The organism is Paenibacillus sp. S-12 (genome assembly GCF_030363895.1).
GTDB classification, from domain to species: Bacteria; Bacillota; Bacilli; order Paenibacillales; family Paenibacillaceae; genus Paenibacillus_B; species Paenibacillus_B alvei.
Genome location: NZ_JASIUF010000011.1, coordinates 200,643 through 213,137, shown reverse-complemented (window position 1 = coordinate 213,137; position 12,495 = coordinate 200,643). Strand labels below are relative to the sequence as shown.

Genomic DNA, 12,495 nt, shown 5'->3' with positions numbered 1-12,495 from the left:
AAATTCAAGGGAGGTGACCGTGATAAACGACATCTTTGTTATGAAATCGAAGGTTTATTCAGGCGAACAGTCACTGAAGAAACTGGCGGAAATTCAAGGTAAGAAAGCCTGTATCGTTTCCGACCAGATGATGGAGAAGTTGGGTTATCTGGAGCAAGTGGTTGATCTGTTGCAAAGCGGTGGAATCTCTACTGCAGTGTTTACCGGTGTTAAGCCGGATCCCAACGTCAGTATTGTGGCCGAAGCGCTTCAAGTGTATTGGGAAAGCGGCGCTGATGTGTTACTGGCGCTGGGCGGCGGCTCGGTCATTGATACAGCAAAGGGCGTTCTGTACTTCGCCCGGCAATATGCACAGGAGAAAGGCGCGCCTTTTGTCAAACCATCATTTGTTGCCATTCCTTCTACCAGCGGCACCGGATCGGAAGTAACCGACTTTTCGGTAATTACGGTAGACGGAGACAAAATCGTGATCGTGGATGATTTTATCGCACCAGACATCGCGATTCTCGATTCCACCCTTACCAAGCAATTGCCAAACAAAGTGGTGGTGGACACCGGAATGGATGTTCTGACTCATGCGCTGGAGGCTTATGTCTCTGCCAAAGCGACCGACTTTACCGATGCATTAGCCGAAAAGGCCGTCCAACTGGTATTTGCTCATCTGGAAACGCTTTACCACAATCCGGCAGATGCAGAGGCGCGGATTCGGGTGCAGCATGCATCCTGTATGGCGGGAATGGCGTTTACTAACGCCGGTCTTGGTATCATTCATAGTATGTCCCACGCCTTTGGCGGAACGTTTCACATTGCTCACGGACGGGTAAATTCCCTGCTTCTTGAGGCGGTAATGGAGTATAACGCCAACTTGGGCGGAAAAGCCATAGACAGGGTTTGCGAACGTTATGCTAGGCTCGCTTCGCTGCTGCACTTGCCGGCCCGAACCGCCCGTGAAGGAACCGCAAGTTTGATCCAGGCAATTGGAAAGCTGAAACGCTCCATCGGTATCGAAACCGGAATCCGCGAACTTGGCGTCGATCAGGATGCTTTTGAGGAGGCGTTGTCCGGTATGGCGCGAACCGCGATGGAAGACCGCTGTACGCCAACCAATCCTCGTCAGCCAACGGAGGAAGAGTTGGAGCACATTTACCGCAAAAGCTTTTAATAGGTTGTTCAAATAGTCCGCTTTTGATCACGAAGTAAATCATGAAGTGGACTCGGCATCGAATCTTGAATTCAGCCGGGCCTTCCGGTGCTCATGTACCCAAAACGTACACTCCGCTCCTCAGGCCCTAGCTTCATCCAACTGAAGCGTTTTGAAAAAACGCACATCGGAAGCATAAGCTTCGGTGCAGAAAACCGGCCTTTTTGAACACGCATTTTATATATAAATCCTACAAGATTGCGAGGGAAATATATTGGATATTCATGAGTTTTCAAGCAAATTTGCCGAAGCTACGAAAGCCATGGCTCCTCAAGAACGAGCAGCGATCATGAAGCTGTTCCAGGGAATTTCTAAGGGGCTATCAGATAAAGGAGCTCAACCGCTGACAGCAGACGGCTCAAGTCAGCATCGCAAGGAAGAATGCGCATACCCGGAGGGAATGACCGAGCGTTTGCGGGCTTTGAAAGAACATTATTTGACCGCTACGCCAAGCATTACAACCTATCGTGCCAGAGCCTTTACTCAGGTATACAAGGAAAATCCGGGTCTGCCAGCAATTATGCTGCGTGCCAAGGCTTTCCGCAAAGCGTGTGAAGAGGCTCCGCTGCTCATCCAGGACAACGAGTTGATTGTTGGTCATCCTTGCGGCGCGCCGCGCGCAGGCGCTTTCTCGCCTGACATTGCTTGGCGCTGGACCCGGGATGAGCTCGATACCATTCACAACCGTCCTCAGGATCCGTTCTACATCTCCGAGGAAGACAAGCGGATTATGCGCGAGGAGCTGTTCCCGTTCTGGGAAGGCAAATCGGTGGATGAAATTTGTGAACAGCAATATCGGGATGCTGGTCTGTGGGAATTTTCCGGCGAAGCATTCGTCAGCGATCTTTCCTATCATCAGATCAACGGCGGCGGAGACTCCAACCCAGGCTACGATGTCATTCTTATGAAGAAAGGGATGCTGGATATCCAGCGGGAAGCCAAAGAGCACATTGCGAAGCTGTCCATGCAAAACCCGGAAGACATCGACAAAATCTATTACTATAAATCCGTGCTGGATACGACCGAAGGCGTGATGGCGTATGCCAAACGGATGTCTGAATACGCATACCAACTGGCTGCTAAAGAAACAAATCCGAAGCGCAAGGCGGAGTTGCAAAAAATCGGCGAAGTCAACGCTCGCGTGCCGGCTCACGCTCCGACTACATTCCATGAGGCCATGCAATCGGTCTGGACCGTAGAATCTTTGCTCGTAGTGGAAGAAAATCAGACAGGCATGTCTGTCGGCCGTGTGGACCAATATATGTATCCTTTCTATGAGGCGGACAGAAAAGCAGGCCGTTTGACAGAGTTTGAAGCATTTGAGATTGCAGGCTGTTTCCTAATCAAATGCTCGGAAATGATGTGGGTTTCCAGCGCGGGCGGCTCCAAGTTCTTTGCCGGCTACCAGCCGTTCGTCAATATGTGTGTCGGCGGACAAAAACGAGAGGGTGGCGACGCCACCAACGACTTGACTTACCTGCTCATGGATGCAGTACGTCATGTCGGCGTTTATCAGCCTTCACTTGCTTGCCGTATCCACAATAGTTCTCCTCAGAAATATTTGAAGAAGATTGTGGATGTCGTTCGTGCTGGTTTGGGCTTCCCAGCCTGCCATTTCGATGATTCCCACATCAAGATGATGCTGATGAAGGGCTGCAGTATCGAAGATGCTCGCGATTACTGTCTGATGGGCTGTGTGGAACCGCAAAAATCCGGGCGCTTGTATCAATGGACCTCCACCGGATACACCCAGTGGCCGATTGCCATTGAGTTTGTCCTTAACCGTGGCAAAATGCTCTGGCACGGAAGCAAGCCAGGATTAGACATGGGCGATCTGCGGAACTTCTCGACCTATGAGGAATTTGAAGCGGCGGTTAAGAAGCAGGTAGAATACATCACCGAGCTTTCCGCAGTGGGTACCGTGATCAGCCAGCGCGTTCACCGCGATTATGCGCCAAAGCCGCTTATGTCGATCATGTATGAAGGCACGATGGAGACTGGCCGCGACGTTTCCGCCGGCGGCGCCATGTATAACTGGGGACCTGGCTTGATCTGGTCCGGTCTGGCAACTTACACCGATTCGATGGCTGCCATCAAGAAGCTGGTTTACGACGACAAAAAATATTCGCTCGAGCAAATCCGTGACGCGTTGCTGGCCGATTTCGAAGGTTATGAGCAGATTCACAAGGATTGTCTGGACGCGCCAAAATTCGGCAACGACGACGATTATGCCGATCGTATCGCCGCCGATATCACCGGGTGGACTGAGAACTATCACCGCAAATTTAAAACGCTGTACTCCACCTTCAGTCACGGTACGCTTTCGATTTCGAATAATACGCCTTTCGGCGAGATGACCGGCGCTACCGCCAATGGGCGCAAAGCTTGGCTGCCGCTGTCCGACGGTATCAGTCCTACTCAGGGCCATGACAAAAAGGGGCCGACGGCTATTATCAAATCGGTGAGCAAGATAGATGTCGAAGCCATGAATATTGGTATGGTGCATAACTTCAAACTTTTACGCGGTTTGCTGGAGACACCTGAAGGAGAGAACGGACTGATTAATCTGCTCAGGACGGCCTCCATTCTTGGAAACGGCCAAATGCAATTCAGTTATGTGGATAATGAAACGCTGATTAAAGCGCAGCAAAATCCCGATCAATACCGCGATTTGATCATTCGGGTCGCCGGCTATAGCGCATACTTTGTGGAATTATGTAAAGAAGTGCAGGATGAAATCATCAGCAGAACGATGATTGAGCATTTCTAGAGTAGCCCCGTGCCTCTTCTCCGGCGCTGGCCACTGGGGAAGAGGCATTCTGGCATTTAGATATACAGCAAGGAAGGAGCTACAGCTATGGAGTCAGGTATGCCGGAAAAGCAGGCACGTATTTTCAACATTCAAAAATATTCGATATACGACGGCCCCGGTATTCGGACGCTCATTTTCTTCAAGGGATGTCCTCTGCGCTGTCAGTGGTGTGCGAACCCGGAGGGTCTGGAAAAGAAATATCAGGTGATGTACCAACGGGATCTGTGCAATGATTGCGGCGCATGTGTTGCGGCGTGCCCCCGGGAAATCCACCGTATTGCCACTTCCGGCTCGCAGGAGCCGTCCAAGTGGCAGCATGTGGTGGATCGGAAGATTGAGTGCATGGGCTGCCGGGAATGTGAGAAGGTTTGTCCTACACGGGCACTCTCTATCGTCGGGATGAATATGACGGTATCGGAAATTGTGGAAATTGTAGAGCAGGATATGTTGTTCTACACGACGTCTGGCGGCGGTGTCACATTGGGTGGCGGCGAAGTATGCGCGCAGTCCGAGTTTGCAGTCAATTTGCTCAAGGAATGCAAGCGCTCCGGAATTCATACGGCCATTGAAACCTCTGGGCATACCAAACCGGAAGCGATTTTGGCCATGGCCGAATTTACCGATCTGATCTTATACGATCTGAAACATATGGATTCGAACCGCCATTATCAACTGACTGGTGTACGCAACGAGCGCATTCTCGAAAATTTGCAGGAACTGATCATCCGCAAACATAACGTAAAGATACGGATGCCGCTAATGAAGGGGCTTAATGATGATGAGGAAACCATCCGTCATACGGTGGAGTTTCTGCTTCCGTATCAGGAATACGAGAATTTTCAAGGCATCGATTTGCTCCCTTATCACAAGTTGGGGATTAACAAATACAAGCAATTGGATATGGTTTACAGCGTTGAACGCGATTTACGTCTTAATGAAGCAGATTTGGACCGTATTGAACGTCAAATCAGCCAATACCATTTCCCAGTCCGGGTAATCAAACATTAAGAGCATGCTTGCGAAGCCAGTTTTGTTTAGTAAAGCTAGCGCTTTACAAACTCGCAAATCTTTAAGGAGGACGTTTATGGAGCAGCCTGCTGGACCTGATCTCGGGCGGATTATTCAGGAGTCGGTGCCGGGCAAACAAGTGACGCTGGCCCATATCATTGCTTTACCCGTGCCTGACATGTATGAAAGACTCGGCATCGATGAAGCGGGGGCAATTGGCATATTAACACTGTCGCCCAGCGAAACCTCCATTATTGCCGCCGATATCGCCACCAAGGTGGCAGATGTGAAAATCGGCTTTCTGGATCGCTTTACTGGTTCGGTGCTTCTCAGCGGAGATATAGCCAGTGTGGAAACGGCGTTACGGGCAATCATTGAGACGTTGAGCGGTAGTCTGGGTTTTGCGACGGCGGAAATTACACGGACATGAAAAAACGCATTATGCTGATCGGCCCTACAGACTGCGGAAAAACGACGCTGGCCCATGCGCTTGATGGTACGAATCGCCCGTTGCGGAGGACGCAGGATATTATCTATGGGCCGAAGACGATCGATACACCGGGCGCGTATGTCGAGAATACCTGGATGTACAGCCATTTGATTGCAACGGCGCAGAACGCAAGCCATATTTTGATATTGGTGGATCAGTCCCGGCATCTGGAAGTCTACTCGCCCGGCTTTGCGTCTTCTTTCACAAAGCCCGTTGTCGGGGTAATAACGAAAGCCGATCTTGCGCTGGAAAATGAGAACGATTGTGTACAAGTTTTGAAACGTGCCGGGATAACCGAACCCTTTTTCCGCATTAGTCTTCCCGTGGGAAGGGGAATCGGGGAATTGAAACGTTATTTGTTCGGGTAATATGAGTGGAGTTGAGACCATGAAATTTATTACCGAAATGGAATTGCGCAATGTGTACAGGATAGGGCCTTTTACATCATACATGGTGGAGCATGGAAGCCGATTAACGCCGGAGGCGCGCCAGTTCTTGACAGATCGCCAGATCGCCGTGTCCTATGGTACGCAAGAGAAAAACCAGGAACAAAAGCAAGAGCCAACCCCTAATCCGGAGCGACAAGCGGAAGAGCCGGATTGGCGGCGTGGGAAGCTGCGCTGTCAGATGCAGTCCGTCTCAGCCCTGTTCTTGTTAACTGGGCAGGAGCTGCTGGAGCGGGATGTGCTTCTGGCACAGAAGGTACTAGAGCTGTCAAAGCTTTTTTCAGCCCTCCAGAGAGGGGAAGGGGGCGGCACATCTGCTGCCGATTTATCTTTCCATGGTTGTACCGGCATTACTTGCGATGTTCTTTTTGAGGATGCGGGAGATTGCTTTGAGGTGACCGAGTTTCACATTCAATTGGAAAAGGGCAAAGAAATTGCTTTGCTGCACCGTCTGCGCAGCGCTTTGCGGGAGCTTGGGTTTGCGGTGTTGGAAGCCGCAGCAGGCAGTCCCCTAGAAAAGCCGGAGAAACCTGTTATTCCTGGAATCAACTATATGATTAACGCATTAAGCTCGCTTATTTGCAGAACTACAGGAGGTAGAACATGCCAGAAACAAAACCCTTCGCATACTGCGATCAACTGGTAAAGCAATTTGAAGCGGTCATCCAGAAACCGATTCCAGGGCGGTCTTCGTTCTACTATACCGGTGTGGATCTGGGAACGGCCTGTGTGGTGCTTACGGTGTTGGATGAGACCCGGAAACCGGTGGCAGGAGCTTACCGCTACGCCGATGTCGTCCGCGACGGAATGGTAGTGGACTACTTAGGAGCAATTCAGATCGTGAGGGAGCTTAAAGCGCAGTTGGAGCAGCAATTGGATGCAGAACTTGAATATGCGGCTTCGGCGATTCCTCCGGGAACCGATTTACTGGATGCTGGAGCCATCAAGCATGTGATCCAGGGTGCGGGATTTGAAGTTACGGCTTTATTGGACGAACCTACGGCGGCTAATGCCGTGCTGCAAATATCCGACGGAGCCATTGTAGACATTGGAGGCGGAACAACAGGCATTTCGATTCTGAAAAATGGAAAGGTTGTCTATGTCGCCGACGAAGCAACGGGAGGCACTCACTTTTCTTTGGTGATTGCCGGGGCATACCAGATGAGTTTTTCTGAAGCGGACTGTTTCAAGCGCGACCCTGCCCATCACCAAGAATTGCTGCCGCTGCTCCGGCCGGTCATCGATAAGGTTGCTTCCATCATCAACCGCCATGTTGTGGGCCATGAGGTCAAGGAATTGTACTTGGTCGGCGGCACCTGCTGCTTGTCCGATATGGAGACAATCATTGAGCAGAAGACCAGCATTGCTACCTATAAGCCTAGCAACCCTCTGTTTGTCACGCCGCTGGGCATTGCTCTGAATTGTACGCGGGAGGCGATGTGAGTGGAATTTCGGATTATCAAATCTCCTTCCAAGGGGACGCTTGACATTTTGCTTCGTCGCAGAGGAGCGCCCAGTAGTCGGGAAGTTCCCCAATGTGACGCGATAGGATTGGTGCAGGGAAGGCTGATTGATATGGTCTGGGCCGCTGATGTAGCTGAAAAAGTGGTGGGCGTAACCGTGGAGGATATTCGCGGCAGTTGCCCGCAAAACATGATTCTTCTCGCTATTTTTGGGGACACAGCTTCCGTGGAGGACGCCATCGCCGAGATTAAGCAGAGAAGCGGAAAAGCGGGGAGGAAGGAATGCAATGATTGCGGCTGAATTGATTCACAATATCTGGTCTACCCGTAAAGCCGATTCCCTTGTAGGAATGAAACTGATGCTGGCCGAGGTGATTGGTGGAAGTGACGACGGGCGCCGTTTGATTGTAGTCGATACGATCGGCGCTGGCATAGGTGATCGGGTGATTGTCTGCACCGGCTCTTCGGCCCGCAAGATGCTGCATACAGACGATGTTCCAGTGGATGCCGTCGTCGTCGGCATCATCGACGCGGACTGCGTGTTCGAATAAATATTCGAACAGTAATCGAATGCAGCGAGAGGGGGCGAGAACTGTGAAAAAACTAATATGTGCTGCGGATGTAGAAGGATGGGCGGCTTCCGGACAGAAGCAATGCTGCATTGACCGTAACACGATTGTGACACCGGCGGCCCGTGATAGGGCAATAGAGCTGGGGTTAGAGTTTACCAATGAGCCTTGTGGGACTACGAGCTCCGAAGCCGCAGGCTGCAAGACTCAAGATGATCTCGACATGAATGCTATTTTTAAAATTTTCAAGATGTTATCGGAAAAAGGACTGGTTGAAAAGCTGTTGGGAACGACTATCGAGCCACCTTATCAAGCGGAGACGGATCCGACTGGCTTGAAACTTGTGCGGGGCCGGACGGTAAAAATGGAAGCTTACGAAACGGGAACAGCTAGCGCCAAGGTATATCGTCAAGAGGTAATCGGGAAGCCGGATAGTTCGATGAGCGCAGGGTTTCTGACTGTCGACCGCGGTAGCTTCGAGCAGGAGACAGCCGACGCAGAAACTTATATCGTGTTGGAAGGCACGCTCGATGTCACTTTGAACGAGAGAACCTTCACCGCCCATGAGGGGGATGTACTCTTCATCCCCAAAGGGGTGAAAGCGACCAAGGGATCGTCGAACTGCGCGAGGATGTTTTATATGACTTACCCGGCGGGCGAACCTGATCGGAAGCTGCAGTAACAGGAGGTGATAGCATGCAGGCGCTTGGATTAATTGAAACGCGGGGACTTCTTCCAGCGATTGAATGTCTGGACATCATGCTCAAATCAGCTCAGGTCGAACTGATAGAAAAGTGCAATGTGGGCGGCGGGCTAGTAACGATCGCGGTAACCGGCGATGTCGGCGCTGTGCAAGCATCCGTGGAAGCAGGTGCCTCCGCGGCACAACAATTGGGCAGTGATGTGTTGGTCGGCCGACATGTAATTCCAAGACCCCACAACGACATTAAGAGCATCATTGGCCGGCGCTACGTTTCGAACATTGCCAAGAAGAATGACGAGCTGGCACTGCCAGTACAGTATACACGGGCGGCAGAACCGTTGCCGGAGCAGACTCCAGAACCGGATCCGGTGTCCGATGTTCCACTGGACGCCGCGTCTGATGTTCCACTGGACGCCGCGTCCGATGTCTCAATCAATAGCGGTGGTGAAGACTTCCTTGCACTGGCAGCCGATCCCGATCAGAATCTTGCATCTGGAAACGTAAGTCCGAAAATGGATAATCAAGATGCGGCAGATGGAGATCCGGCAGTGCTAGACAGTCCACTCAAACACCAAATTGATGTGCTGGTAAAGGAATCAGGGCTTGACAAAGCAATGGAACTGCTGGAAACAATGACTGCTGTGAAGCTGCGCGGACTGGCCAGAGAGTGCAGCCCCGCATATGGGATGAGCATGACGACAATTTCGAAGGCAAACAAGGTCAAACTGCTCAAGCGGTTCCGCCATTATTATCAGCAGTAAACAGTAAGCGAGAGGAGGATGTTTCACTTGGAAAATTATGATTATGACTTGCAATCGATTCAGGAAACGCGGGACTTGGCCCGTGCAGGAAAAGCGGCCGCCGATGTCCTTGCCGGCTACGATGCTGAACAGATTGACAGAATTGTACAAAACATGGTACGGACAGCGGAGGTCAACGCCGCTGAACTGGCTGCACTGGCAGTAGAGGAAACCGGATTTGGCAAGATTGAGGATAAGATCTTCAAAAACCGACTGGCTTCCACGGAGCTGTATGAATCCATTCGGGATACGAAAACGATTGGGGTTATCCGCGAGGACAAGACGAATCAATTAATAGAGATTGCCGAGCCAGTCGGACTGCTCATGGGTATTATTCCATCAACCAATCCGACATCCACTACGATTTTTAAATCGATCATTGCGATAAAGGCTCGCAATGGAATCATCTTTTCGCCGCATCCTTCGGCAAAGAAATCTATCATGCGGGCCGCGGAATTGATGCACGCCGCCGCTGTCGAGGCAGGGGCTCCCGAAGGAATTATTGGCTGCGTTACCAAGCCTTCGATGCCGGCGACGCAGGAACTGATGAAGTGCGATGAAATCGCCATGATTATCGCAACGGGCGGCTCGGCAATGGTGAAGTCCGCCTACAGTGCGGGTAAGCCGGCGTTGGGAGTCGGGCCGGGCAATGTACCAGCCTACATTGAGCGTACCGCTGATATTCCAAAGGCGGTAGCAAATATCATTGCCAGCAAAACCTTCGATTACGGTACAATCTGCGCCTCTGAACAGGCTGTTATCGTGGAGGAGTGTATCCGTTCTCAGGTGATCGCAGAGTTTGAGCGTCAGGGCGGTTACTTTATGAATCAGGAGGAAACTGCTAAAGTCGCAGCAAAGTTGTTTGTAAAAGGCCATGCCATGAATTCAAGACTGGTGGGACGTTCACCTCAGGTGATCGCGGAAGCGGCCGGCATTCAAATTCCTGCAGGGGTCAAGGTGCTATTAGGCGAACAGCAGGGCGTGGGAGAGAAATTCCCGCTTTCCTATGAGAAGCTTACTACCGTATTGGCGTTTTACACCGTACAGGACTGGCATGAGGCTTGCGATCTAAGTGTTGGACTGCTGCGTAATGGAGGAATAGGCCATAGCTTCTCCATCCATACGCAGAATCATGATATGGTCATGGAATTTGCGCAAAAACCTGTGTTCCGCATTTTGGTGAATACGGGTTCCACTCAGGGTGGTGTGGGCGCAAGCACCGGACTTGCCCCGGCCTTCACTTTGGGATGTGGAACCTGGGGGGGCAGCGCCACTTCAGATAATGTGGGACCACAGCACTTGATTAATATCAAGCGTGTGGCTTACGGCATTAAGGACTGTACGGCACAAAACCCCTACTCTGTTCCAACTCCGCAGTTGCCAAAGCAACAGGACGATGCGCTGCTGTTGAATCTGGTCGATGAGCTAATGTCCATTTTGCAGAAAAGCGGTGACAGCTAGTGGGGAACTATGATCAAGTACTTTCTTTGTTAATGGAGGTTGTATCCGGTGCTGGTAAGGCGGAGGAGGAGCCGCGCTCCATCCCTTTAGGGATTTCGAATCGCCATGTGCATCTTTCTCAGGCTGATGTGGAGACGCTCTTCGGATCCGGATATACGCTATCCAAAATGCGTGATTTGTCCCAACCCGGACAGTATGCATGTAATGAGACCGTTACGGTCTGCGGGCCCAAGGGGGCCATCGAAAAAGTACGGGTTCTCGGTCCAGTGCGGAAACAGACCCAGATAGAAATTATGCGGGGAGACTGTTTTAAGTTGGGCGTGAAAGCTCCAGTGCGCTTGTCCGGGGAGCTTGAAGGCACACCGGGCGTTACGTTGGTCGGGCCGAAGGGAAGCGTATATAGTTCCTGCGGCTTGATGGTTGCACAGCGCCACATTCATATGACGCCTGATGATGCCCTTTTCTTTGGCGTAATCGATGGAGAAATGGTCAGTATTCAATTTGATGGACTCCGGGGCGGAGGGTACAATCAGGTCGCAATCAGAGTTAGCAGTGACGCTGCTCTCGACTGTCATATCGACGTTGAAGAGGCCAACGCGATGGATTTAACATCGGCGTCTGTTGTTAAAATCATTAAAAATCGTTAGGAGGAAATGAACATGAGATCAGAAGCTCTTGGTTTGGTTGAAACAAAAGGTTTGGTAGGTTCTATCGAAGCAGCGGACGCTATGGTCAAAGCGGCCAATGTCACTCTAATCGGCAAAGAGATGGTAGGCGGCGGACTTGTTACCGTTATGGTACGGGGCGATGTAGGTGCGGTGAAGGCGGCGACAGACGCCGGTGCCACAGCTGCGAAAAATGTAGGGGAACTCGTGTCGGTACATGTGATTCCTCGTCCCCACAGCGAAGTGGAGAATATCCTTCCGGCTGCTAAGGCATAATTCAAAAAATTATTAACTAAGTCTATGCTTTCGAAGCAGTTTTGTTCGGAGCTAGCGCTTGATTCTCACAAAACTAGGCCTATGCTTCCGAAGTAAGTTTTGTTCGGAGCTAGCGCTTGATTCTCACAAAACTTTTAGGAGGAATGTAACATGAAATCAGAAGCATTGGGTTTAATTGAAACAAAAGGTCTGGTAGGTTCTATCGAAGCAGCGGACGCTATGGTCAAAGCGGCCAATGTCGCCTTGATCGGCAAAGAGATGGTAGGCGGCGGACTTGTCACCGTAATGGTACGTGGCGATGTAGGAGCGGTGAAAGCGGCAACGGACGCTGGTGCTGCAGCCGCACAGCGTGTAGGGGAACTGATATCCGTACATGTGATTCCTCGCCCTCACAGTGAAGTGGAAAACATTCTTCCCGGTGCTAAGCTATAATTTATATTGATATTCTGCAAAGGCCAAAACTCGGTAAAACTGGTTTTGGCCTTTTTATTTTTGTCTGCAACAATCCGCTTGTCGAAAGCTTGTCGGAGTAGTCTTTTTTCTATAAATAAGGATTTGAGAAGGAGGGATGCACTATTTCCAAACAGGTTGAAAATTGCTA

The 12,495-nt window shown here is 50.9% G+C and carries 15 protein-coding genes; all 15 read left to right on the top strand.

The genetic code is table 11. The annotated features are described in order from the left end of the window. Nucleotides 1–19 precede the first annotated feature (19 nt). The 15 genes from NO352_RS10925 to eutM all read left to right on the top strand — a co-directional run bounded on the left by NO352_RS10925 (nucleotide 20) and on the right by eutM (nucleotide 12,326). Complete coding sequence (locus tag NO352_RS10925) at nucleotides 20–1,162, top strand: 1-propanol dehydrogenase PduQ (protein WP_289355639.1); 1,143 nt, start codon at nucleotides 20–22, stop codon at nucleotides 1,160–1,162. 253 nt (nucleotides 1,163–1,415) lie between these two features. After that, the gene (gene cutC / locus NO352_RS10920) at nucleotides 1,416–3,971 is read left to right on the top strand and encodes a choline trimethylamine-lyase (protein WP_289355638.1); all 2,556 of its coding nucleotides are present in this window, start codon (nucleotides 1,416–1,418) and stop codon (nucleotides 3,969–3,971) included. Nucleotides 3,972–4,058: 87 nt separating this feature from the next. Further along, the gene (gene cutD, locus NO352_RS10915; protein ID WP_289355637.1) at nucleotides 4,059–5,021 is read left to right on the top strand and encodes a choline TMA-lyase-activating enzyme; all 963 of its coding nucleotides are present in this window, start codon (nucleotides 4,059–4,061) and stop codon (nucleotides 5,019–5,021) included. Between the two features lie 76 nt (nucleotides 5,022–5,097). Beyond that, nucleotides 5,098–5,451, top strand: a complete 354-nt coding sequence (locus tag NO352_RS10910) for a BMC domain-containing protein (protein WP_289355636.1) — start codon at nucleotides 5,098–5,100, stop codon at nucleotides 5,449–5,451. After that, on the top strand, nucleotides 5,448–5,879 hold the full coding sequence (locus NO352_RS10905) for a EutP/PduV family microcompartment system protein (protein ID WP_171417259.1): 432 nt from the start codon (nucleotides 5,448–5,450) through the stop codon (nucleotides 5,877–5,879). Before NO352_RS10910 ends, NO352_RS10905 begins: the two co-directional genes overlap by 4 nt. Nucleotides 5,880–5,898: 19 nt before the next feature. Further along, nucleotides 5,899–6,603, top strand: a complete 705-nt coding sequence (locus NO352_RS10900; RefSeq protein ID WP_289355635.1) for a cobalamin adenosyltransferase — start codon at nucleotides 5,899–5,901, stop codon at nucleotides 6,601–6,603. Next, complete coding sequence (gene eutJ, locus NO352_RS10895; protein ID WP_289355634.1) at nucleotides 6,561–7,400, top strand: ethanolamine utilization protein EutJ; 840 nt, start codon at nucleotides 6,561–6,563, stop codon at nucleotides 7,398–7,400. The genes NO352_RS10900 and eutJ overlap by 43 nt, the downstream gene beginning before the upstream one ends. Next, entirely contained in the window at nucleotides 7,401–7,721 is a 321-nt protein-coding gene (locus tag NO352_RS10890; protein WP_005550163.1) for a microcompartments protein, read from the top strand. It abuts the gene before it with no gap. Beyond that, nucleotides 7,708–7,971, top strand: a complete 264-nt coding sequence (locus tag NO352_RS10885; protein WP_021259266.1) for a EutN/CcmL family microcompartment protein — start codon at nucleotides 7,708–7,710, stop codon at nucleotides 7,969–7,971. Before NO352_RS10890 ends, NO352_RS10885 begins: the two co-directional genes overlap by 14 nt. 43 nt (nucleotides 7,972–8,014) lie before the next feature. Then, the gene (locus tag NO352_RS10880) at nucleotides 8,015–8,671 is read left to right on the top strand and encodes a cupin domain-containing protein (RefSeq protein WP_289355632.1); all 657 of its coding nucleotides are present in this window, start codon (nucleotides 8,015–8,017) and stop codon (nucleotides 8,669–8,671) included. Nucleotides 8,672–8,685: 14 nt separating this feature from the next. Next, nucleotides 8,686–9,453 (top strand): BMC domain-containing protein, encoded by a 768-nt coding sequence (locus NO352_RS10875; protein WP_289355631.1) that lies wholly within the window; start codon nucleotides 8,686–8,688, stop codon nucleotides 9,451–9,453. A gap of 27 nt (nucleotides 9,454–9,480) precedes the next feature. Further along, the gene (locus NO352_RS10870; protein ID WP_289355630.1) at nucleotides 9,481–10,953 is read left to right on the top strand and encodes an acetaldehyde dehydrogenase (acetylating); all 1,473 of its coding nucleotides are present in this window, start codon (nucleotides 9,481–9,483) and stop codon (nucleotides 10,951–10,953) included. Next, complete coding sequence (locus tag NO352_RS10865) at nucleotides 10,953–11,600, top strand: phosphate propanoyltransferase (RefSeq protein WP_289355629.1); 648 nt, start codon at nucleotides 10,953–10,955, stop codon at nucleotides 11,598–11,600. The genes NO352_RS10870 and NO352_RS10865 overlap by 1 nt, the downstream gene beginning before the upstream one ends. Before the next feature lie 12 nt (nucleotides 11,601–11,612). Beyond that, nucleotides 11,613–11,894 (top strand): BMC domain-containing protein, encoded by a 282-nt coding sequence (locus NO352_RS10860; RefSeq protein WP_289355628.1) that lies wholly within the window; start codon nucleotides 11,613–11,615, stop codon nucleotides 11,892–11,894. Nucleotides 11,895–12,044: 150 nt separating this feature from the next. After that, nucleotides 12,045–12,326 carry an ethanolamine utilization microcompartment protein EutM gene (gene eutM / locus NO352_RS10855; RefSeq protein ID WP_005550171.1) on the top strand — a complete coding sequence of 94 codons (282 nt, stop codon included), beginning with the start codon at nucleotides 12,045–12,047 and terminating at the stop codon, nucleotides 12,324–12,326. The last annotated feature ends 169 nt before the right edge of the window (nucleotides 12,327–12,495 follow it).

Bases quoted from the DNA above. Each gene is read 5' to 3' on its own strand.
- cutD (WP_289355637.1), top strand. From the start codon at position 4,059: ATGGAGTCAGGTATGCCGGAAAAGCAGGCACGTATTTTCAACATTCAA.
- NO352_RS10910 (WP_289355636.1), top strand. From the start codon at position 5,098: ATGGAGCAGCCTGCTGGACCTGATCTCGGGCGGATTATTCAGGAGTCG.
- NO352_RS10905 (WP_171417259.1), top strand. From the start codon at position 5,448: ATGAAAAAACGCATTATGCTGATCGGCCCTACAGACTGCGGAAAAACG.
- NO352_RS10900 (WP_289355635.1), top strand. From the start codon at position 5,899: ATGAAATTTATTACCGAAATGGAATTGCGCAATGTGTACAGGATAGGG.
- eutJ (WP_289355634.1), top strand. From the start codon at position 6,561: ATGCCAGAAACAAAACCCTTCGCATACTGCGATCAACTGGTAAAGCAA.
- NO352_RS10885 (WP_021259266.1), top strand. From the start codon at position 7,708: ATGATTGCGGCTGAATTGATTCACAATATCTGGTCTACCCGTAAAGCC.
- NO352_RS10875 (WP_289355631.1), top strand. From the start codon at position 8,686: ATGCAGGCGCTTGGATTAATTGAAACGCGGGGACTTCTTCCAGCGATT.
- NO352_RS10860 (WP_289355628.1), top strand. From the start codon at position 11,613: ATGAGATCAGAAGCTCTTGGTTTGGTTGAAACAAAAGGTTTGGTAGGT.
- eutM (WP_005550171.1), top strand. From the start codon at position 12,045: ATGAAATCAGAAGCATTGGGTTTAATTGAAACAAAAGGTCTGGTAGGT.